The sequence below is a fragment of the Pseudoalteromonas sp. Angola-7 genome, from assembly GCF_028599255.1.
GTDB lineage: Bacteria > Pseudomonadota > Gammaproteobacteria > Enterobacterales > Alteromonadaceae > Pseudoalteromonas > Pseudoalteromonas atlantica.
On sequence record NZ_JAQREL010000004.1, the window covers coordinates 165292 to 188845 of the forward strand.

17 protein-coding genes are annotated in these 23554 nt (G+C 40.5%); 13 read left to right on the top strand and 4 right to left on the bottom strand.

Annotation, left to right across the window (positions count from 1 at the left end; all coding sequences use genetic code 11):
• The first annotated feature begins 142 nt into the window (after window positions 1-142).
• The gene (locus PSH50_RS07830) at window positions 143-862 is read left to right on the top strand and encodes an SGNH hydrolase domain-containing protein (protein ID WP_273609519.1); all 720 of its coding nucleotides are present in this window, start codon (window positions 143-145) and stop codon (window positions 860-862) included.
• A 94-nt stretch (window positions 863-956) separates the two neighbouring features.
• On the opposite strand, the gene PSH50_RS07835 is transcribed toward PSH50_RS07830, so the two are convergent.
• Both PSH50_RS07835 and rsmF read right to left on the bottom strand, forming a co-directional pair.
• Window positions 957-2045 (bottom strand): acyltransferase, encoded by a 1089-nt coding sequence (locus tag PSH50_RS07835; RefSeq protein ID WP_273609490.1) that lies wholly within the window; start codon window positions 2043-2045, stop codon window positions 957-959.
• A gap of 61 nt (window positions 2046-2106) precedes the next feature.
• Window positions 2107-3567 (bottom strand): 16S rRNA (cytosine(1407)-C(5))-methyltransferase RsmF, encoded by a 1461-nt coding sequence (gene rsmF, locus PSH50_RS07840; protein WP_273609491.1) that lies wholly within the window; start codon window positions 3565-3567, stop codon window positions 2107-2109.
• A gap of 264 nt (window positions 3568-3831) precedes the next feature.
• Between rsmF and PSH50_RS07845 the strand changes: the two genes are divergently transcribed.
• The 8 genes from PSH50_RS07845 to PSH50_RS07880 all read left to right on the top strand — a co-directional run bounded on the left by PSH50_RS07845 (window position 3832) and on the right by PSH50_RS07880 (window position 17240).
• Window positions 3832-4518, top strand: a complete 687-nt coding sequence (locus tag PSH50_RS07845) for a GntR family transcriptional regulator (protein WP_273609492.1) — start codon at window positions 3832-3834, stop codon at window positions 4516-4518.
• Window positions 4519-4691: 173 nt separating this feature from the next.
• Window positions 4692-5570, top strand: coding sequence for a methylisocitrate lyase (gene prpB / locus PSH50_RS07850; protein WP_089347397.1), 879 nt, complete (start codon window positions 4692-4694; stop codon window positions 5568-5570).
• 48 nt (window positions 5571-5618) lie between these two features.
• Window positions 5619-6746, top strand: coding sequence for a 2-methylcitrate synthase (gene prpC / locus PSH50_RS07855; protein ID WP_273609493.1), 1128 nt, complete (start codon window positions 5619-5621; stop codon window positions 6744-6746).
• A 112-nt stretch (window positions 6747-6858) separates the two neighbouring features.
• Entirely contained in the window at window positions 6859-9468 is a 2610-nt protein-coding gene (gene acnD, locus PSH50_RS07860) for a Fe/S-dependent 2-methylisocitrate dehydratase AcnD (protein WP_273609494.1), read from the top strand.
• A 12-nt stretch (window positions 9469-9480) separates the two neighbouring features.
• The gene (gene prpF, locus PSH50_RS07865; protein WP_273609495.1) at window positions 9481-10647 is read left to right on the top strand and encodes a 2-methylaconitate cis-trans isomerase PrpF; all 1167 of its coding nucleotides are present in this window, start codon (window positions 9481-9483) and stop codon (window positions 10645-10647) included.
• A gap of 523 nt (window positions 10648-11170) precedes the next feature.
• Window positions 11171-14197, top strand: a complete 3027-nt coding sequence (locus tag PSH50_RS07870) for a hypothetical protein (RefSeq protein ID WP_273609496.1) — start codon at window positions 11171-11173, stop codon at window positions 14195-14197.
• 64 nt (window positions 14198-14261) lie between these two features.
• Window positions 14262-15353 (top strand): hypothetical protein, encoded by a 1092-nt coding sequence (locus tag PSH50_RS07875; protein WP_273609497.1) that lies wholly within the window; start codon window positions 14262-14264, stop codon window positions 15351-15353.
• 9 nt (window positions 15354-15362) lie between these two features.
• The gene (locus tag PSH50_RS07880) at window positions 15363-17240 is read left to right on the top strand and encodes a hypothetical protein (RefSeq protein ID WP_273609498.1); all 1878 of its coding nucleotides are present in this window, start codon (window positions 15363-15365) and stop codon (window positions 17238-17240) included.
• Window positions 17241-17320: 80 nt separating this feature from the next.
• Here PSH50_RS07880 and glp read toward each other — a convergent pair whose 3' ends face one another.
• Window positions 17321-18535, bottom strand: coding sequence for a gephyrin-like molybdotransferase Glp (gene glp, locus PSH50_RS07885; RefSeq protein WP_273609499.1), 1215 nt, complete (start codon window positions 18533-18535; stop codon window positions 17321-17323).
• A gap of 80 nt (window positions 18536-18615) precedes the next feature.
• On the opposite strand from glp, the gene modA reads away from it, so the two are divergent.
• Genes modA through PSH50_RS07900 form a run of 3 tightly spaced genes read left to right on the top strand, consistent with a single transcriptional unit; the run spans window position 18616 to window position 21035 of the window.
• Window positions 18616-19335 (top strand): molybdate ABC transporter substrate-binding protein, encoded by a 720-nt coding sequence (gene modA, locus PSH50_RS07890; RefSeq protein WP_273609500.1) that lies wholly within the window; start codon window positions 18616-18618, stop codon window positions 19333-19335.
• The gene (gene modB, locus PSH50_RS07895) at window positions 19322-20008 is read left to right on the top strand and encodes a molybdate ABC transporter permease subunit (protein ID WP_273609501.1); all 687 of its coding nucleotides are present in this window, start codon (window positions 19322-19324) and stop codon (window positions 20006-20008) included. The genes modA and modB overlap by 14 nt, the downstream gene beginning before the upstream one ends.
• The gene (locus tag PSH50_RS07900) at window positions 20001-21035 is read left to right on the top strand and encodes an ATP-binding cassette domain-containing protein (RefSeq protein ID WP_273609502.1); all 1035 of its coding nucleotides are present in this window, start codon (window positions 20001-20003) and stop codon (window positions 21033-21035) included. Before modB ends, PSH50_RS07900 begins: the two co-directional genes overlap by 8 nt.
• On the opposite strand, the gene moeB is transcribed toward PSH50_RS07900, so the two are convergent.
• On the bottom strand, window positions 21032-21790 hold the full coding sequence (moeB, locus tag PSH50_RS07905) for a molybdopterin-synthase adenylyltransferase MoeB (protein ID WP_273609503.1): 759 nt from the start codon (window positions 21788-21790) through the stop codon (window positions 21032-21034). The two genes, PSH50_RS07900 and moeB, sit on opposite strands and share 4 nt — an antisense overlap.
• Window positions 21791-22078: 288 nt before the next feature.
• On the opposite strand from moeB, the gene PSH50_RS07910 reads away from it, so the two are divergent.
• Window positions 22079-23548 (top strand): NarK family nitrate/nitrite MFS transporter, encoded by a 1470-nt coding sequence (locus PSH50_RS07910; protein WP_273609504.1) that lies wholly within the window; start codon window positions 22079-22081, stop codon window positions 23546-23548.
• Window positions 23549-23554 lie beyond the last annotated feature (6 nt).

Sequence of the window (23554 nt, forward strand, 5' to 3'; positions counted from 1 at the left end):
GAATAATCTTGATAAAATAGAGTATAAAACATATTCCCTCTTGTTTAATAAAGATAAAGAAAACGATGATTGGGGAGTTAGCTCAGAAGGAAAGCAAAATTTTTCTGAATGCAATTTCAATAGTCAATCCTTAACAGATGCAATGAAAGTAAGGCTAAGGCAATGTGCTTTAATTCATGATCCTGGTGTTTTAATTCTCGGAGATAGCCACTCTAGAGATCTTTTTGGTATGGTTTCAACTGCGTTTGAAAATGACTTTATTGTAGGAATAACGAACACACAAGGTTGTAGACCCCATACACAGAGAGAAGATTGTCAAGAGCATTACTTAGCGATTAAAAACTTTCTAATTGATAATAGCCATATTTTTGAACACATTATTTACGAGCAAGCTGGCTTTTATTTGTTTTTAGATGAAAATAATAATAAAGGTAACCGAGAGATGTTCAATAAGTTAGCTTTGACAGATAAAGTTGAAAACATTGGCATTAATGAAGAGTATGTTAAGCAAGTTTCGTATTATTTAGCTGAAATTAGTGAGGTAATACCAGTAACTTGGTTCGGTAGCAGGGTTGAGCCACATTTTTCTTCTCAACAAGTACTTAGTAAAGGTTGTGACTATGGATTTAGTTTACGCGATGGTCACAAATTAATTTTTAACGAGTTAGATAAAGCAATGTCAAACGAAGCATCGGCTTTCGATTATATTAAATTTTCATCTCAAAATAAGGTTATGAATTATACTTTTCCAGAAGACTTTATGACGTGTGAATATCTTCTTTGGAGTGATGGTGACCATTTATCTAGCTCTGGTGAAGAGTTTTTCGGTGAACGATTACCTTTAGATTTTTTAGAGTTTTGACGAAATAACATATAAAGTAAGTTCATTTAATGATTGTAAAATAATTGTTAAGCCATATAACACGTAAACTATGGCTTAACATTTTCTATATCTGTTATGTTCTTTTATTTAAATTCAAACCCCAAAGCTCTATATATTTATATGTAAATTTTGATGTGATAATTACCACTGCTAATATTATTACAACTACTAAGTTGTTTATATATGTATTGCCAAGGTCTATGTATTTTAAAGAGTTTATAGTTTTCACTACCTCAAGCCCCGTTAGTTTTTTAAAAACTAGAGTTACTGCTGCCACAAGAAATAGTATTGCAGCGTGGGTCATATATATTGAGTAAGAGAGTTGGCCAGTAAGTTGAAGTGGTTTAATTTTTAAAACCTTAGATATAACACCAGCCTCGAAAGAAAATAGCAATACTGTAAGCAAAAAAAGTAGCGGAGCAATAATAAGCTTTAATTCAAATTGCTCCTGAACTACAAAAACAATGCTTACTAATAATGTTAATTCAAAAGTACTTCCAAAGACATATGGAATTTTTATGTGGGAAATTTTTCTATAAAGACTATAGGTTATTGCGCCTCCAAAAAAACATGATAGCCCACTTAGGACCTGCTTAGTGAGCAACTCTGAGTTAAGGTAGATTAGTAAAAATGCAAATATGGATGCAGTTAACCAAATCAGTAATTTAAATTTGCTAAACAGAACAACAGTAGAAAAAAATAAGAAGTATATGTAAAACTCGATACTTATACTCCATGAAGGAAAGTTAAAAGAAAGATGTTCTGTATATGGAGTCCAAGATTGTATGAGAAGTAAATTTGGTATGATTTCGGATACCGCGGTTTTGGCTGAAAAAGGCTCTCCGTTGAATGATACACCAAAATTGGTGGCAATTAGTTTCATCAGTTCAAAAGCTATAAACACCATTAAAATAAAAAAATGTAGGGGATAGATTCTAAAGAACCTAGCTTTACAATAAGTTTTAAAGTTTAGGTTTTTTTTATATCCGTAACCGTGTGTCAGGACAAAGCCACTTAGGATAAAGAAAAACTCTACAAAGATACCACTTTCTTGAAAGAATCTGAGTTCAGTTATCGAGCCGACAATATGCATGTGATACAAAACTACTGATATAGCACAAAGTCCTCTAAAGGCATCGAGCGCTTTGAATCTTTTTTTCATTTTATTCCCTTAAAAATATTTGACTGAAATATAGTATTACAGACTGTTCTCTAATAAAATATTAAACTGGGGCGACCCAATCAATTAACTGGGTATTTTGCACAAGGTCGCGTGGCAAAGAATTTTTTATCTTAATTTTTTGCCATTTACCTAGTCCGATTGGGCAGCCACATAAGGTTAGTACTACTTCGCCGGTTGCTTTTGTTACTTCTTCAAGGCGAATGTCTTTTCCATTAAAGTAGTCGTTTGCTTGCTCGTTTGTTAAAGCATACGTATTACTTTTGCATTCATTGCCAAACACGGTGGCAAATTCGTGGGAGAGCCGTACTCCGTTTTTATGGATGATGCCTATTTGTATGCCTAAGCGTGCGTATTTAATTTTATTTTGCACGGCTTCAAACCCTTGTGGGAATAACCAGAGTTCTTTATCGCGCTGCATTAAATTACCTGGCAAGGCTTTTAAACCAAATTGTTTTTTAAGCTCGCTCATAAATGATGTTGTTTGTTTTTTATCAAACTCGTTAAACGGAAACGCGCCTTTTTTTACTGTTTGGTTAGGGTTATCGCAACTTGCTAGTTTTTTAAATTTAGCAATAAAAAAACCTTCACTATCGAACGTTTGCGGCCATACATGTAAGTAGCCCTCGGGGGTTGTTGCTTTTTCTGCGCCCTCAAATAAGTCACTTAGTGATTGCGGCTCAATGTAGTCGCCAAATTCGCTAAGCAAATAGTTGCATACGTTTTGGTTTTCAAGCGGGGTGAGCGTACAGGTTGAATACACCAGCGTTCCGCCTGGCTTTAATGCGTAAAATGCGCTTTTTATTAAATCTTTTTGAACTTGAGCAATATCTATATTTGATTCGATTGACCAGTTTTTAAGTGCGTCAGCGTCTTTACGCACTGTACCTTCCCCAGAGCAGGGCGCATCGAGTAAAATGCTATCAAAGCATTCAAACATGTAATTGCCAAATATTATTCCATCAAAATGCGAAAGCGCGCAGTTACCCACGCCCATACGCTTAAGCGTAGCGCTAAGGACCTTTAAGCGTGATGACGAAAGCTCGTTGGCAACAAGTACTCCCTGATTATTCATTATTGCGGCAAGTTGCGAAGTTTTAGAGCCAGGCGCTGATGCCATATCAAGTACGTAATTATCTTGTAAATCTGAGTTTTCAATACTTTGTTTTAGTGCCATAGGCGGCAGCATTGAGCTTGCCTCTTGCACGTACATGGCGCCGCTTAAATGTAGGTCTGTATTACCTAGTGCTAAATTTTGTTCTTCATCGCTTGGACGTTCTAGCCAAAAACCTTCATTACACCAAGGTATAGGTGTAAGTTGCCAATTTTTTTGCTCAGCACGTTTTAAAAAATCTTCAATTGTTATTTTTAATGTATTAACACGAATAGACTTTCTTAAAGGGCGACGGCACGCTTCTATAAAGTCATCTAAATTTAAATGAGCGGGTAAGTAGGTTTTTACGTCGTCAATAAAGTGCTCAGGAATATAAGTGTTAGCGTTCACGGGTGGCTCGTACATTAAAAAATAAAGCGTGATATTAGCACTTTTAAAGTGTTTTTTCAGAGTTAAATACTGCATTTGTATGCTTGTACTATGTCGACACATCGTAGTTTTAGTGTATTTTTAACTCAGTTATATACGACTTTAGATTAACAGTGTCGACAATAAGTGTGTTTTTTAATCATTTAGGTAGGGCTAAGGGTTGACATGTTTTTTTATTAAGCACATAGTTAACCCATCAATTGTCGACAATTTATTTATGAAGCCATGACGCAACCTTTTTTAAACGATACACCTATTACTACAGCATCTGATCAAGTGTTTGTAGATATGCGCCGCGAAATAGTCGAAGGCAGCATAGAGCAAGGCAGCAAAATATCTGAGCCGGAGCTTGCAAAGCGCTACGGTGTAAGCCGTGCCACGCTTAGAGAAGCACTTAATCGTTTAGAAAGCTGTTATTTAGTTGAGCGTAAAGCCAATGTAGGCTGCCGTGTAGTGGCACTTACTGCCGAGCGCTTAATTGAAGTGTATCAGGTTCGTAGTTCCCTTGAGGGCTTAGCATGTAGGCTTGCTGCCGACAATATGGAACCCGAGGAAGTTAAAGGCTTAAAGCAATTACTTAATCAGCATTTGCAAACACAACGTGTAAAAGAAGGCGAATCGTACTATCAAGAGGCAGGCGATTTAGACTTTCATTATCGCATTATTAAAGGCAGTAAAAACGCACACTTAATCCATTTGTTATGTAACGAGCTTTATCAATTAATTCGTATGTACCGCGTGCAAATGGGTATGGTGGGGCCGCGTGTATCTAAAGCGTTTGACGAGCATTTAGCCATTATTAACGCAATAGAAAATCACGATGGTGAACTCGCCGAAATGCTTATGAAGCGACACATTAGTGCATCGCAAGCCAATATTCAAACCAAATTTGATGTATACCAACCAATATGAGTATTCGAACAATTTAGCGGGTTAAATAGACCCCATATACATACAGATTGGTATTTAGTCGCAAAAAGCAGCTGCTAAAAGCTAAATGTTAGCAGATCAGTAAAACAGTCACAATTTAAGATTAAAACTATAAGTTACTCCATGTAGCAACCGTTCAAAGTGAGGAGAAAGTAATGTCAGCAGGATTAAAATTTAAACAGGCTATTGCTAATAACCGTCCATTGCAGGTAGTGGGTACTATTAATGCCTACACAGCTATGATGGCTGAAAAAATGGGCCACCAAGCTATATATCTCTCTGGTGCAGGTGTGGCAAATGCCTCTTTTGGTATGCCTGATTTAGGTATGACCAGCCTTGATAACGTACTTGAAGATATTCGTCGTATAACCGGTGCAAGCGATTTACCACTACTTGTAGATGCCGATACAGGGTGGGGCGGCGCGTTTAATATTGCGCGGACCGTTAAAGAAATGACCAAAGCAGGCGCGGCGGGTTTTCATATTGAAGACCAAGTAGCGCAAAAGCGTTGTGGCCATCGCCCTAATAAAGAAATTGTAAGCCAAGGTGAAATGGTTGACCGCATTAAAGCGGCGGTTGATGCTAAAACCGATAACGACTTTTATATAATGGCCCGCACCGATGCGTTTCAAAAAGAAGGCTTAAGTGCCGCGATTGACCGCGCAGCTGCCTGTGTTGAGGCTGGTGCAGACGCAATTTTTGCAGAAGCCGTGCACGACCTTGCCGATTACCAAGCATTTGCAAAAGCGATTAATGTTCCTATTTTGGCAAACATTACTGAATTTGGCCAAACACCTATTTACACAAAAGAGCAGTTAAGCGAGGTAGGTGTTGAAATGGTGCTTTACCCACTTAGTGCGTTTAGAGCCATGAATAAAGCCGCGCTTAATGTGTACTCTGCCATTTTAAATGAGGGCTCGCAGCAAAGCCAAATTGAGAACATGCAAACACGCGCCGAGTTATACGACTTTTTAGATTACCACACATACGAAAACACACTTGATAACCTTTTTTCATCAAAATCTGGCAAATAATAACTATTAAAATAGATAACACACACAAATTTAAGATAGGAGAAGATCATGGTAGATAAAGCATTAGGCGGTGCAGGCTTACGCGGCCAAGTAGCAGGGCAAACAGCATTATGTACAGTAGGGCAAACAGGCTCTGGTTTAACGTATTGTGGTTACGATATTAGCGAACTTGCCGAAAAAGCGCAGTTTGAAGAAGTGTCTTTTTTACTTTCGCGCGGCGAGCTACCAACAGCCAGTGAATTGGCTGAATATAAAGCTAAATTAAAAAGCTTACGTGGCCTGCCAGATGCACTAAAAACCGTGCTTGAAAATATTCCTAAAGACGCGCACCCAATGGATGTTATGCGTACCGGTTGCTCTATGCTGGGTAACCTAGAAATGGAACTTGATTTTAGCCAAGCAAACGATGCGATTGACCGTATGGTTGCGGTGTTCCCAAGCATTATTTGTTATTGGTACCGCTTTACACACGATGGCGTTCGCATTGAAACCCAAACTGATGACGACTCAGTAGGCGCGCACTTTTTAAATTTATTACACGACAAAGCACCGAGCGAGCTTTTTGCTCAAGTAATGAATGTGTCACTAATTTTATACGCAGAGCATGAGTTTAACGCTTCTACCTTTACGGGGCGCGTGTGTGCATCTACTTTGTCTGATATTCATTCTTGTGTAACGGGCGCTATTGGCACGCTACGTGGGCCACTTCATGGTGGTGCTAACGAAGCCGCTATGGATATGATTCAAAACTTTACAAGTGCAGAGCACGCCGAGCAGGAAGTTATGGGCATGTTAGAGCGCAAAGATAAAATAATGGGCTTTGGCCACGCTATTTACCGCGAGTCAGATCCACGTAACATAATTATTAAAAAGTTCTCTGAAAAACTAGCGGCTGAGGTGGGTGATGATGTGCTTTACCCTGTGTCGGTTAGGTGTGAAGAAGTAATGTGGCGCGAGAAAAAACTGTTTTGTAATGCCGATTTTTTCCATGCATCGGCATATCACTTTATGGATATTCCAACCAAATTGTTTACGCCAATATTTGTTATGAGCCGTGTTACAGGCTGGACTGCACATGTTAAAGAGCAGCGTGCTAATAACCGTATTATTCGCCCAAGTGCCGATTACACAGGGCCAGACGCACGCAGCTACACGCCAATTGAATCAAGAGGCTGATTGCATAATACCAATCCGCAATAAAACTTAATTAAGCGGATTGGTTTAGGGTGAGCAACACGCTCACCTTTTCGCCTTTTTATTTCCCGTCACCTATTAGCGAACATGTATTATGACCATAATTAATAACACCCAATACCGAAAACCCTTGCCCGGCTCAAATGTAGACTACTACGACACGCAAGCTGCGGTAGATGCAATAAAGCCAAGCGCGTATGCCACATTGCCTTACACATCGCGTGTACTTGCCGAAAACTTAGTGCGCCGCTGTGAGCCAGATATGCTAACCGATGCGCTTGATCAGCTTATTGAGCGCAAACAAGATTTAGATTTTCCGTGGTATCCGGCGCGCGTAGTGTGCCACGATATTTTAGGCCAAACTGCATTAGTTGATTTAGCTGGCCTGCGCGACGCCATTGCTGAAAAAGGCGGGGATCCAGCAAAAGTAAATCCGGTTGTGCCTACACAGCTAATTGTTGATCACTCATTAGCGGTAGAGCACGCAGGCTTTGAGACCGACGCATTTGAAAAAAACCGTGCAATAGAAGATAGACGCAACGATGACCGTTTTCATTTTATAAACTGGACTAAAACCGCCTTTAAAAATATTGATGTTATACCGCCTGGTAACGGCATTATGCATCAAATTAACCTAGAAAAAATGTCGCCGGTTATTCAAAACCGCGATGGCATTGCATTTCCCGATACTTTAGTAGGTACCGACAGCCACACTCCGCATGTTGATGCACTTGGCGTAATTGCTGTAGGCGTAGGTGGGCTTGAAGCCGAAAGCGTAATGCTTGGCCGCGCCTCGTACATGCGCCTGCCTGACATTGTCGGTGTTGAGCTTACAGGCACTCGCCAACCTGGCATTACCGCCACCGACATAGTGCTGGCTATTACCGAATTTTTACGCGCTCAGCGTGTGGTATCAACCTATTTAGAATTTTACGGCGAAGGCGCCGATGCACTCACCCTTGGCGATAGGGCAACTATTTCAAACATGACGCCAGAATTTGGTGCAACTGCGGCAATGTTTTATATAGACGATAAAACAATAGATTATTTGCGTTTAACAGGGCGTGATGAAGAGCAAATAGCGCTTGTAGAAAACTACGCTAAAACGACAGGCCTTTGGAGCGATAGTTTAAAAACTGCAAAGTATGAGCGTGTTTTGACCTTTGATTTATCAAGCGTTGGACGCAATATTGCTGGGCCTTCAAATCCCCATCGTCGTGTATCAACAAGCGATTTAGCGAAAGAAGGTATATCAGGCAAAGTTGAAAACGAGGAAGGATTAATGCCAGATGGCGCGTGTATTATTGCTGCTATTACCAGTTGTACTAACACCAGTAACCCACGAAACGTGATTGCTGCAGGGCTTATTGCTCGTAATGCAAATGCCAAAGGCTTAATGCGTAAACCGTGGGTTAAAACCTCTTTAGCGCCGGGTTCTAAAGCGGTGCAATCTTACCTTGAAGAGGCAAACTTACTCCCAGAGCTTGAAAAGCTCGGTTTTGGTATTGTGGGTTTTGCCTGTACTACCTGTAACGGCATGAGCGGCGCACTTGACCCTGTTATTCAAAAAGAAGTAATCGATCGCGATTTATACGCAACAGCGGTGCTTTCGGGCAATCGTAACTTTGATGGGCGTATTCATCCATATGCTAAGCAAGCATTTTTAGCGTCACCGCCATTAGTGGTGGCTTATGCTATTGCCGGTACTATTCGTTTTGATATTGAAAAAGATAGTTTAGGTCAAGATCAAAACGGCAACAATATAACGCTAAAAGATTTATGGCCAAGCGATGAAGAAATAGACGAAGTAATAAAACAAAGCGTAAAGCCAGAGCAATTTAAAAAAGTATACGAGCCTATGTTTGATTTAACCGTAGATTATGGTGAAGACAACGACCCACTTTATAACTGGCGCGAGCAAAGTACTTATATTCGCCGCCCGCCATATTGGGAAGGCGCACTTGCAGGTGAACGCACCATGACCGGCATGCGCGCGCTTGCTGTACTTGGCGATAATATTACAACGGATCATTTATCGCCATCAAACGCAATTATGGCAAGCAGTGCCGCAGGTGAATACTTAACTAAAATGAATGTCCCAGAAGAAGACTTTAACTCGTACGCAACGCACCGAGGCGATCACTTAACAGCGCAGCGTGCCACGTTTGCAAACCCTAAATTGTTAAATGAAATGGTGCTTGATGAAAACGGCGAAGTTAAACAAGGTTCATACGCGCGTTTAGAACCTCAAGGCACTAATACCCGTATGTGGGAAGCAATAGAAACTTATATGCAGCGTAAACAGCCGCTAATAATTGTAGCAGGTGCTGACTATGGCCAAGGCTCGTCTCGCGATTGGGCTGCAAAAGGTGTAAGGCTTGCAGGCGTAGAAGTGATAGCCGCAGAAGGATTTGAGCGCATACACCGTACTAACTTAATTGGTATGGGTGTTTTACCGCTTGAATTTAAACCAGGCACTACCCGCAAAACGCTTAACATTGATGGCAGCGAAAGCTTTGATGTAAAAGGCGAGCCAATACCTGGCGCTACCATTGATTTGGTGATTACGCGTAAAAATGGTGAGGTACTAACGGTACCTATGAAGTGCCGACTTGATACGCAAGAGGAGCTTTCTATTTATGCTGCTGGTGGTGTATTACAGCGTTTTGCACAAGACTTTTTAGAAGCAACGCAATCAGCATAAGGAGCGTGCAGTATGTTTAAACCACAAATTAAAGTACCAGCAACTTACATGCGGGGCGGCACCAGTAAAGGCGTGTTTTTTAAATTAACCGATTTACCCAAACCTGCCCAAGTGGCAGGTGAGGCGCGCGATAATTTATTACTACGTGTTATAGGCAGCCCCGACCCATACGGCAAACAAACCGATGGCATGGGCGGTGCTACATCAAGTACCAGTAAAACAGTGATTTTAAGTAAAAGTGAGCAACCTAACCACGATGTTGATTATTTATTTGGGCAAGTGGCTATTGATAAGCCGTTTGTAGATTGGAGCGGTAACTGCGGTAATTTAACTTCGGCTGTAGGCGCATTTGCAATAACGAATGGCTTAGTTGATAAAAGCACAGTGCCCGAAAACGGCGTTGCTATTGTGCGTGTGTGGCAGGCTAATATTAAAAAAAGTATTTTCGTTCATGTCCCTATGACCAATGGTGAAGTACAAGAAACCGGTGATTTTGAGCTCGACGGTGTTACCTTTGCTGCCGCCGAGGTAAAGCTTGAGTTTTTAGACCCAGCCGATGGAGAAGGCGCGTTATTTCCAACAGGCAATGTAGTGGATGATTTAGAAGTACCGGGTGTTGGCACTTTAAAAGCCACCATGATCAACGCAGGTATTCCTACTGTATTTATTAATGCAAATGATATTGGCTATACCGGCACTGAGCTACAAGATGATATAAATAATAATGTTGCCGCACTTGAAAAGCTCGAAACTATTCGTGCCTATGGCGCAGTAAAAATGGGGTTAATTACTAATATTAACGAAGCACAAGCTCGCCAACACACACCTAAAGTGGCATTTGTTGCAGGGCCTTTAGACTACACTTCGTCGAGTAATAAGCATATTAGTGCAAACAGTATTAACTTATTAGTACGCGCTATGTCGATGGGCAAGCTGCACCATGCCATGATGGGTACAGCCGCAGTTGCTATTGGTACGGCCGCTGCCATAGAAGGTACGCTTGTAAATATAGCTGCTGGTGGCGGCGCGTTAAATGAAGTTAACTTTGGTCACCCCTCGGGCACGCTAAAAGTTGGCGCTGAAGCTAAAAATATAAAGGGCGACTGGCAAGTTACCAAAGCAAGTATGAGCCGAAGTGCTCGTGTACTTATGGAAGGGGTTGTAAGAGTTCCTCAATAGCCTACATTTTAAATTAACGGCAACAAGCGTTGCCGTTAATGTGTACCTCAAATTATGGGTAAATATTTATATTTATTCATCATGTTCTAAACTTTATGTTTAGGCTCTCTCCAACAAAATCTACCTTCAAAGTCTAATGATTTTTCACTATATAAAGCTAAATGAGCTTTTTTTTATGTGTATATGCCGCATTTACTTGAAGAATATTATTAACAAACTAAATTAAATGTAATATTCACTTAATATTGTGGATATATTGTACGTTAGAGCGATGCTTCTTAATATTTTTAACATATGTTATTGAAAAATAGTAAGGGTTATGAAGAAGCGTCGTTTAATTTGTGGTAAAAACATTCACTTTAAATGTATAAAAATGTAGCAAAAACTCATTACTTAATGTTACTTTAATCTATAAGTAACAAAGGTTGTTATTGTGTGTCTGTTTATGTTTTTTTGTAAACTTTCACATGCATATTAATAAAATAATTTCTGATACTCATTGCAGGCTATCAAGGAGAAATAAATGGCACAGCGTATGACTAAAATTACCCCAATCGCAGCTTCTGTTGCACTAACATTAGGTTTAGCAGGTTGTGGCTCAGACAACGATAGAAACACCTACGTTCCTCCCGTTGAATCGGTAACATCATCTGATGACGCTCAATTTAATGTAGAAATAACAGGTAAAGCTGTTAAAGGTGCTATGAAAGGTGCCGTTGTTAGCGTAATGACATTAGATGCATCAGGTGAAAGTGTACCTGTTGCATTTAGATTAGAAGCTTCAGCTGAAGCTGAAACGTTTACCGGCGAAGCAACTTCTCAAGATGCCGCAGACGCAGCTGTTGAAGCAAGCAAAATTGCAGGTAACCCTGATGCGCTAATCACTAACGATAGTGGTCGCTACAGCATTTACCTAGAAGATGATTTTTCTGGCCCTGTATATATTACAGTGACTACCTCAGAAGAGGGCGATGATAGTTTCTTAAGATGTGATGCTTACGTTGGTTGTGGAACTTACGATGAAGCGCCAGAAGCTGATGACGTAAACGATGGCGACACAAACATTGAGTTTGGTGAGTGGTATAAAGCTGACTTAGAGCTTTCTGTTGTTAAATATGTAGCTGCAGCAGAAGCCGACTTATCTGAAGCGAGCGGCGCGGCAGGCGATGCAAACGTAGCACGTTCGTTTAAAGCGAATGTAACCTTTTTAACTACGCTGGTTGCTCAAGCCCTGCTTGAAGCTGGTGACGATGTTGATGCCGATGCAATTGCAGCAACAAGCTTAAATACGGTTATTCAAGTAATGGGCCCAGATGCAGCTGTATTATTGTCGGCGCTTATTGGTGACTTATCTAACGGCGGTGCAGTTGATTTAAGTGATGTAGACGGTGAAGAAGCACTTTCACAAGGTGTATTAGCAATAGCTCAGCTGTCGTCATCTATCCAAGGCTTATCTTCAATTAGCGAAGTAATGACTAGCATTAAAGAGGGTATTAAAGCAGGTACTTTAAGCACAACCGACGTTGCAGCTACACTGCAAGCAGCGGTTAGAAGTACCGCGAGTGTGTTTGTTGCAATTGCAACAGGTGATGAAGCCGCAATTAAAACAGCCCTTGAAGCGGCTTATGCGGCTAAGATCCCAGCACCTTCGGCAGCAGAAATAGCTGCATTCGCACAAAATTCTGCAGGCATTGCAACTAAAGCAAAAGCTGCAAAAGATAACGCAGTTAAAAATGGTGCAGCAACTGATGCAGAACTAGCTGAACTTGCAACGGCAGTTCAAACGGTATTAGAAGAACTAGGTTGTACTGGCGATGAGTGTGTTGCAGGCGATGACTTTTTTGCAGATTTAGCTGTAGCTTTATCAGCACAAATTGATGCATCTACTACTGAACTTACTGCTCTTCAAGCATCGGTAGATGCTGCTGAAGGAATGCTTGCTGATGTTCAAGCCCTAGGCGGTGATGCAATTACCGATGCAGACTCTGCAATTGAATTTGTTGCGGCAGTAGCTGCACTTGAAAATGAAGCTGAAGCTGCAGATTTAGCTACTGCGACAGACATAATTTATGTTAAAGCACAAGGCTATGTTAGCACTGCGTCTTTACTTGTAGCTCAAAGTTCTGACTACCAAGGCATAGAGGATTCTGCAACTGCATTACAGGCATCAGCATTAGTAGAAGTAGAAAACGTAAGCACTTACGATGCAGCACTAGCACAATTAGTGCTTGATGCAGAAGCCGCTATTACTGAATACGAAATTGTAGTTGAAGCCGCCAAAGAAATTGCGATGAACACTGCTGATGTTGCAGATGAAAAGAAAACAGCTGCAGATACTGCTGAAGCTGCTTCAACAAGTGCGCTTGCTGATGCGCAAGCTGCTGTTGACTCGGGTGACGATGCACAAGCAACTGTTGAATTAGTTGATGCTGCGGTAACTGCTGCGTCAGATTTTTCTGCTGCTGTAGATGCACTTGAGCTTGCGATTGAACAAGCATTAGAAGCTGCAACTGCATATGAAGCTGTAGCAGTAACTGAAGCTGATATGGCTGAAGCTGCTGATTTAGTTGAAAGTGCAGAAATGATGGCTGAAGCTGCTGTAACTCAGGCCGAACTTGCAAATGAGCAACTTGTAACAGCGCTTAGCCTTCAAGCAGAAGCTGAGCTTGCGGTTGCAACGGCATCGGTTAAAGAAACATCAGAGTCACTTTCTACAATGACGGTATTAACAAGTACCGGTGGTGATGCACTTTACGACACAGCTGAAGTATTATTTGATGTGTTTGAAGAGCTTGCCGACATGGGTGAATCTGGTTCTGGCACATCGTCTGCACACCCTGAGTGGGCATACGAATATAGCCTAGACGATTTAACGCTAATGCTTACAAACTCGACTACAGATAGCATGATCACAGCGTCTGCAGCGTATCAAGATGACCAGCTTGTTGTTGCTTGGGGCGGTATGCTAACTACTGAAAGCGATGCAACTGTTGAGCTTGTTACGGGTGATGTAGCCGCAGATGCACTTGAAGAGTGTCAAGCATTTGCAGATGGTACAATTACTGACTCTACACAAATTGATTCGTGTTTAGTATTTACGTTTGACGGTGATGTGAGTGCAGATAGTGTTGATGACGCTGAACTAACTATGACTCAAGCGTGGAACCGTGTTGAAATTATGGACGGCGACTCAGGCTTTATGGGTACGCTAAACCTAAGCGGCATGGAAGAGACAGACATGGCTATGCTAGAGCTAGCAGGTATGTCTGGCGATTTAGACTTTAGCGTTATGTCTGAGGTTGATAGCAGTGGTGATGAAGACATGACCATGCTTGAAATTAAAGTAAATGGCGACGCTGCAATGGGTTACACCTTGTCTATGTCGGGTTCTGAGTCAGCTGGTTACATGGGCGATGTTAAAGCGATGTACGATGGCATGATGATGACCTTTGGTACAGCCACTAAAGTAACAAACGGTGTTTCAATTACTTATATTGATGATGAAGTAATTGAGTACACAGATGTGACTTTAATTGACTCATCTAACTAATACTTAAACTATTAAAGGGAAAAGCTGTGCGCTTTTCCCTTTTTTTATAGAAAGCGATTAAATTATGAAAAAAAAAATTCTCTTGTTAGGATTTTCAACTGCTCTACTTTCACCTCTAGCTACTGCTAATAATCAATTTCAAATATTTACTCACTTTGACGCAGAAATTTACACTGAAGCACAACCTGTACAAGCATTTATAGATGATTTTGACGCGCCTATTAAATCAGGCGATAGCGCATTTACCTATAATATTTTTGAAGTTGGGGTTGGTTACGGAAACTTTAAAGTAGGCCTGCAAAGCCGATATGATTACGTACTTAATTTTGACCCAGACACAGCACTTTACACTTATTTAGAAAAAAACGACTTACCCTTTGAAGATCGTTTTTATAGATACCAACTAGATGCTAAGCAAGTTACCTCTAATGGTATGTTTGTTTCTTATGACTTTAAATTTTTAGATAAAAATGCATTAACCATTACGCCTAAACTGTCTGTTTTTGCCAGCACTCATTTTCAAGATGCCTCAGTAGATGGCCGTATTTTTAGTGATGAAGTTGAAGGCAGTATTACCGCCGATTATAACTTTTCGAAAGATATTTTATTTAAAGAGTTTACACCTTCAAACAACCCAGAGGGTTTAGGTTATAGCCTAGATATATTTGCTGATTGGCAAGTAAATGATGAGCTAAAAGTAGGCTTAAGTGTAAAAGACTTACTCTATAAAACCGACTATGACGACACAGGCTCTGTAAAAGGGCAAACAACAGAGATCCCGTTTAGCGAAGATGAAAATGGCGATGTGACATCTACGCCTACTGTATCATTACAAACATCGGCGTTTGGTAATACACAGTCACACACTCTTGATATGGAAATGCGCATTGCAGCATTTGCCGATTATAGAATTAATCAACGTTATTCAACAGTGCTAACCATTAAACAATACGATGAAGACACCTTTAGTCAATTAAAGGGGCGCGTTCATTTTTGGGATCATTGGAAAGTGCAAGCAGGGTATGAAACAAAAAGCGAAGCGTTTTTAGTTGGTATTGAAAACGAGTATTTTGGACTTAATTTACAAACCGACAGCTTAGATTTAGATAAAGCTTATTATGCGAATGTAAATTGGTACATGAACATTAAGTTTTAAGGAATGCAGATGTTTAAAAAACTTTTACCTTTATCGGTTGCTTTAGCAATAAGTGGCTGTGGCGGTTCTTCAGATAGTAATGAAGATGAAGCGGTTGTAATTAGCGTAGCATCTACCTCTACAGTAAACTTTTATGTGCCACAGTGGCAATCAGCTAAAGGCACGCTTAACCAATTAGATAGCCAGGGCAATGTGATTGACTCGGTTGCTGTTGATAATATTAACACTGCAAGTGTAAGCGTATCGCCACTTAATTTTTATACATTTGAGTTCGTTCCTGATGATAGCGCACTGCCGTGCCCACGTTTTACAGGTTGTGGCAGAACACTACGCGGTGATGTTAACGATTTAAATGAAAACCGCATAATTGATTTTGAAGAAATAACAGGTGTGAGTTTAAATTACGCGGCACGCGCGTATGTTGCACCGGGTGTGAATGAAGTGTTTTTCTCGCCAATGAGCAGCGTTATTACTGAGAACAACTATGATGCAACGCTTGCAAGTTTGGCTGCAAGCCCATTTTATCAGCTAACACATAGCAATTTAAGCAACACATTAGAGGCTGAAATTGTTGCTAATGCATTTACCTATGGTGCTATTGTTGCAGGTGTATCAGTTGAGGGCTTTGATTTATCAACAGCGTTTGATGATTTCATTACTGAGCAAACAGATACGAGTGCATGGCAAACATACAGTAGCATAGCGGATCAATATCTTGCAGATAACCTTTATAGCGAGCAAGGTAATGGCCTAATCCAAAGTGTAGCAGGGCAGGTTAAACAAACGGTTGCCAGTGTAACAACCTATAAAAATTGGCAACAAAAAACGCAAATCGAACAACAGCTAGAGTCGCGTGAATTACTTGAAGACGTAAGAGATGCGCTCGGTGTAGTACGTTTACAAGATTCAACCTACGCAGATGACTTAGATGCAAAACTGGTTGAGTTAGAGAGTGCGCTGGATGATGATACACAGCAGGCAATTACAGTGCTTACTAATGTTATTAACGAGGTTTTAATTAACTACTCGCCACTTGCTGAGGTGTCAGCGAGCGAAGGGCAGTACACGCTTCGCGAACTTGATATTACTTATTCAACGTCACCTTATGAGTGGGCAATTACGGGCACTTACGATGGTTTACCCGTCAATATTGATATGTCTATTCCAACCTTTAGAGTAAGTGGTGTACTTGGCGATAAAATTGAAGGAGTAATGAGTGCGTCTGTCATTAATGGCGATACCAGCTTAAATGTAGATGTAAGCGAATTATTGGTTGAGTTTGATGGTATAGATAGCCAAAGTGAGTTACTCCCTGATGCGCAAACTGGCATTGCTAATATTACAACTGATGTAGTGATTACTAAGCAGTCGGGAGAGCTTTCAGGTGAGTTGTCCTTAGATATAGAACGCTTTGTTTCTGCGTTTGCAGAAGAAGTGACCTCTTTATCTGCGTTTGATTTTTCAGGGCAGTTTCAAAGTGATATTCAAACAACACCTTTTCATATTACTGCGCTTGAGGCTTCGCCGCTAACAGGCGATGAAAATGATGATTTAATGTTTGGTTTAGAGCTTGCTTTACCCTTAGGTGGAGCGAGTGACTTTAGCTTAGCTTATGTTGGCGATGTGGTTGATTTATCGCAGCTTACGAGCACAGATGTGTTTGTTAGCATACAGCAAAAAGCGCTAGATTTACGCATTAGAGAAGTAAATAGCAATATTAGTTTAACTGCAAAAGGTGAAAACGGTCGCTGGCTTGATGTAAAACAGTCGGGTAGTAATTACAGCGGCGGTTTATATGTAGGTGATACTAAAATAGCGGATGTAACAGCAGTACGTGGTATTCCTGGGGTGTTATTTCCTAACGGGGATTTTGAGTCTGTATTTTAATTTGCTTTAAACTTACTTTATCTATAAAAAAGCCTAATAAACGTAAGCGTTTATTGGGCTTTTTTACATTTAAGGCTAAGTTATAACAGCTCTATTTCCACGGTTTCACCTTCTGCGATATTGCCACTTTTGGCAGGTACAACAATTAAGCAATTGGCTTTACTCAATGAAGAAAGTACGCCAGAGCCTTGTTTTACAACAGGGCTTACAACAAGGTTATTGTGCTCGTCGTTATGGGCAATACCACGTTGAAAGTCAGTGCGGCCAGGGCGTTTTTTAATTTGTGCAGTTGTTACTGCTTTTAAACGTAACTTAGCTTTATGCTCGTTACCAGAGAGTTTAGTAAGCGCGGGTTTTACAAGTCGCTCAAGTGTAACGGCTGCAGATACAGGATTGCCCGGTAAACCAAAAAAGTAGCTATTAGGTAATTTACCAAAGGCAAAAGGTTTGCCTGGTTTCATGGCTATTTTCCAAAAATGAATGTCACCAATTTCGTTTAACACTTCTTTTGTAAAATCAGCTTCGCCGACCGATACACCGCCAGAGCTAATTACGGCATCTGCTTGCTCATTGGCTTTTACAAAGGTGTTTTTAATGAGGGTTTTATCATCGGGAATGATTCCAAAATCAATTACTTCAATGTTTTGATCGTTAAGTTCACTAATTATTACAGCCCGATTGCTCTCATAAATAGCGCCAGCTGGCAGCGCATTACCAGGTTCTATAAGTTCGTCACCTGTAGAAAAAACAGCGACTTTTAGCTTTTCATATACACTTACTTGGTTAATGCCAATAGAGGCAAGTAAACCTACATCTACGCCTTTTAGCTTTCTACCTGCTTTTAAAACAACACTGTTAGCGGCTATGTCTTCACCAGCAAAACGTACGTTAGCATTAAGCTCAATGTTGCCTGTAAATGTTATTTCGTCATTATTCGCAGTCGCGTTTTCTTGCATAACTACCGCATTAGCGCCAGGCGGTAGGGCAGCGCCGGTCATAATTCTTACACACTGGCCTGGCGTTAAGGTGTTTTTAAACGTTTGCCCCGCAAAAACACTGCCTATTTGTTTATACGTTCTTAGGCCTTCGCTAATACATAAAGCATACCCGTCCATTGCTGAATTATCATGAGCGGGTACATTAATACTTGATCTAACGTCATCAGCTAAAATGCGACCAACACTTTGCATTATTGAGAGTGTTTGTGCGCCTTTATTAAAGCTAATTGCGCTGAGCATATTTTTAATTGCTGTTTCTACTGGTAATAAACCAGGTGCATTGCATACATCGTTCATATATATTGTTTTTTATAATGTGTCTGATTTTTAAAACAATACTTATAATGTTAAAGCTTTACAATACATGGTGTGGTTATTTGTTATTACTTTTAGCTGTATTGAGTAATCCCTTGCACGCTAAAGAAACACTACACATAGCGGTAGCAAGTAATTTTAAACCTGTACTACAAACGCTGGTAAAAAACCCAGCGCTTAAAAATTTAAATATAAAAATTTCTGCGGCCTCCAGTGGCGTATTACATTCTCAAATAATGCATGGTGCGCCTTACGATATTTTTTTATCAGCCGATGCCGCTCGCCCGCAAGCGCTTATTAAAGACGGCTTTGCAATAAAAAGTAGCCTTACTACGTATGCCATTGGTTTATTAGCGCTGTGGCAGCCAAGCATGGGCGCAATAAATAATAAATTAGCGATAGCTAACCCGCGTTTTTCACCTTATGGGCAGTCATCAGCGCATTACGCTAAAAATTATATGAAACCACCGTATGAGTTTGTGTATGCAAATAATATTACCCATGCATTTCAGTTTGTAGAAACCGGTAATGCGGCTAAGGGCTTAGTGGCTTTATCTACCCTAAAGGCGGCTTATAAAAAAAATAATGATAAAAAATACTTAAATTATGAGCTTGTGCCAATCAATCAATATCCAGAAATTACGCAACAAGGGGTTATTATAAGTGCAAGCCGCCACTTAGCAGCGGCCGAGCAATTTATGGCATTTATAACCCAGCCAAGTACTGCCAAAGTGCTGCAAACTGAAGGCTATAAAACAAAGGAAACACATGTTAGCAAGTGATGTAACCGCGCTTTGGCTAACCATAAAGCTTGCCTTTATAACCTCAGCCATTTTACTTGTGCTGTGTATCCCCCTTGCATGGAAACTGGCAAGCTATAAGGGTAGGCTTAAACCTATTTTAGAGGCGCTTATTGCAATGCCGTTAGTGCTGCCTCCTACATTAATGGGGTTTTATTTATTGGTGTTGTTTTCGCCAACCCATGCGTTTGGCCAGTTTTGGTTTTGGTTAACCGGTACTCAGCTTGCGTTTAGTTTTCAAGGTGTGGTTATAGGCTCGTTATTTTATTCATTGCCTTTTGTAATGCAGCCTTTACTTGCGGGTTTTAAACAAATAAATACAACGTATAATCAGGCCGCGGTAGCGCTTGGGATCAGCCCAGTTAAGCGTTTTTTTTATTTAACGCTGCCTTTATTAAAGCCCAGCATAGGCAGTGCATTTGCGTTGGGTTTTGCCCATACATTGGGCGAATTTGGATTAGTATTAATGATAGGCGGAAATATTCAAGGCGAAACACAAGTGGTATCTATTGCGCTTTATGATCATGTTGAATCGTTAAACTATGGTGCTGCGCATCAGTTGTCGTTAGTGCTTCTTGCAATTTCGTTTGCGTGTTTAGTTTTATTATTTAAATTTAATAAAACCGTGATAAACGGAGCCGCTAATCGTGCTTAAATTACAGTGTAAGCAAGTTTTTGATAGCTTTAATCTTGATGTAGATATTAGCATTAATGACTTTAATATATTAGGTGTGTTTGGGCCATCAGGCTCTGGTAAATCAAGCTTGTTGCACGCTATAGCTGGGCTTAACAGTGCACGCAGTGTTTATATTAATAATAAAAATATTACTCATCTAGCGCCTGATAAACGCGCACTTACTTTACAACTGCAGTCGTGCCCGTTGTTCCCGCATTTAAATGTTTTGGGTAACTTGCAATTTACGCAAAAGCATTGTAAAAACAAATCAACCACTTTAACTCTTGAGCGGGTTAGCGCGCTTTTAAACTTAGAGCCATTATTAAATCGTGATGTATCGGGCTTATCCGGCGGTGAGCAACAGCGCGTTATTTTTGGCAGAACACTTTTAAGCGGCCAATCGGTTATATTGCTTGATGAGCCCTTTAGCGCACTAGATTGGCACACTCGCTTTAATATGCTTAGCGCAGTACAAGAGCTAAATAAGCAGCACGCCATTAAATTCATAATTGTGAGTCACTCTTTAAAAGAGCTACTTTTTTGCAGTGATACCCTGTTACACATAGTTAAAGGTAAAGTGCTAGCGCAGGGTAATGCACAGCAAGTTGCCAATGCTATTTATGCAAGCTACAACCAAACGCCGTTAAGCGTATTAAATTATAGCAATCAACAATTTGATGAAAATTTTCAGGTATACAAACTTACACTAAACAACAGTAATCAGAGCTTATATGTAGCGCCTGAGCACATTAAGAAAAACCAAAAGTTAATAGTAGAAAGCGCGCAAATTACTTGCAGCAAAGCTAAGCCTGGTGCTACGAGTGACTGTAATGTTCTCATAGGTGTATTTGAACACGCCAAGCTTATTAATAATCAATACCAGCTTACAATTACCGTCGATACTCAGCTAATTTATTGCACCGCATCAAAACGCCAGTGGCAGCAAAATGAGGTAAATAAAGGTGAGCTACTGTACGTTAGCATTAATAACCTAGAGACTAATTAAGCTCCACACACCGCGCAATGCTTATTTTTTGTAATGTTAAAGCGGTTAAACTCCATGCTAAGCCCATCCACCAGTAATAGTTGTTCAGTAAGTTTACTAGGCAAGCCAGCTAATAATTTAAGTGCCTCAGTTGCTTGAATACTGCCAATTAACCCTACAATTGGGGAAAGGACCCCCGATTCTGAGCAGCTTTGTGTTTGCTCACTAAATAACTGAGATAAGCACCCATAACAATGGCTATTTTGTGCCATGGTAAAACAGGCAACTTGGCCTTCCATTCTAATTGCAGAGCCCGATACTAATGGCGTGTTGGTATTATAGCAGGCGCTATTGAGTAGGTTTCGCGTGGCTAAGTTGTCAGAGCAATCTATAACTACATCAACAGTGTTTAATAGCGTATTAAGTGCAAAGTCTTTATCTAAAAAAGCATCAATTGTATGTATATCTATTTCATCATTTAAGCTGGTTAACTGTGCTTTAGCTGCGTGTGTTTTTAAGCTACCTACATCTGTTTGTTTGTAAAGCACCTGCCTTTGCAAGTTTGTCGCATCAACTACATCGTTATCAACAAGGGTTAATGTTCCTACTCCTGATGCTGCTAAGTACTGTGCAACCGGGCAGCCTAAACCGCCTAAACCCACTATAAGCGCATGAGATTGCCACAGTTTTTCTTGTCCATCTATATCAAGTTGTACAAGCATAATGTGGCGAGAATAACGTAATTGCTGCTGATAAGATAAAGGCGGTTTTTGCATAAATGTGCGCTCAAATTTTTTTGTAACAATACCAAGTAGTTAAAACTCAGAGCAAGTAAAGCTTTAAAAATCTTTGCACTGTTAACGCCCATTGCTGCTACTTAAATAGTGCAAAGGAAAATTACTATCAATAAAGAAAATTGTAACCAGCTGAATTTGTTAGTTATTAATTGTTGGCTTGGTAATTGCTGAATGTGGTTAACGTTAATTTAACAACTGGCGCGGTATATATGCTACCAAAGTAGTATGTACTGCTTAAAACAATAATCGTTACAAGGAAAAAATAACATGCAACCGAGTACTGGGTTTAATCTCATATCGTTTAGCGGAAAAATGAAAATACTGCATTTAAGCTGGATGGTGTTTTTTATTTCGTTTTTTGTCTGGTTTAACCATGCACCATTATTAGGTGCTATAGCGGGTTCGCTAGGTATTACTATGGCACAAGTAAAAACACTGCTTATTTTAAATGTTGCCTTAACTATTCCGGCGCGTGTTGTAGTAGGTATGCTAACCGATAAATTTGGCCCGCGTATTGTATACGCAGCTCTACTCATTTTATGTAGTATCCCGTGTTTTATGTTTGCGATGGCGACCACATTTGAGCAAGCCGCTATTGCCCGTTTTGCACTTGGTTTTATTGGTGCGGGTTTTGTTGTTGGTATTCGCATGGTGAGCGAGTGGTTCCCGGCAAACGAGTTGGGTACAGCCGAAGGTATTTACGGCGGCTGGGGTAACTTTGGCTCGGCGGCAGCCGCAATGCTATTACCAGTATTAGCGCTTATGTTTGGCGGTGACGATGGTTGGCGCTATGCGATTGGCTTAACGGGAGTGTTAAGCGTAATTTTTGGTGTTATTTGGTATTTAAATGTATCGGACACACCTAAAGGTGGCACGTACTTTAAGCCTAAAAAAGTCGGGGCAATGGAAGTAACCAGCAAAGGCGACTTTGTATTACTTCTTATAATGAAGCTACCTATGTACGGTGCTTTAGCACTACTGACATGGAAGCTTTCGCCATCGGGCGCAAGCTTACTTTCTGAAAGTTTTGTTATTGGTACATATGTATTTTTGGTGCTGCTTTATCTTTACGAAGTGTATAAAACGTATGACATAAACGGCCATATTTTTAAACAACCTGTTCCAGAATCACATCGTTACGAATTTAAGCAAGTGGCTGTTTTAAATGTTCTGTACTTTACAACATTTGGCTCAGAGCTTGCCGTTGTATCTATGTTGCCATTATTTTTTATGGAAGTATTTGGCCTTGATATGGTGTACGCAGGTTTACTTGCATCAGCCTATGCATTTATGAACTTAGCCTCTCGTCCTGGTGGTGGTTGGATCTCAGATAGAATGGGTCGTCGTAAAACACTGATTGTACTTACCACCGGCTTAGCTGTAGGTTATTTTGTTATGGGTTTAGTTGATGCTAGCTGGCCGCTTTGGCTTGCAGTTGCCGCTGCCATGGCGTGTTCGTTCTTTGTGCAAGCAGGGGAAGGGGCTGTATTTGCCGCTGTGCCACTAATTAAACGCCGTTTAACTGGGCAAATTGCAGGTATGACGGGAGCGTACGGTAATGTCGGAGCTGTTGTATATTTAACGGCGCTTTCATTAGTTGATTACCAAACATTCTTTATGATTATCGCGGCAAGCGCATTGTTAGGTTTAGGTGCTTTGTTATTTATGAAAGAACCCGATGGCCATATCACAGAAGTAAACGAAGATGGCACCGTTGAACTGATTTCTGTGACTTAAGGCAAC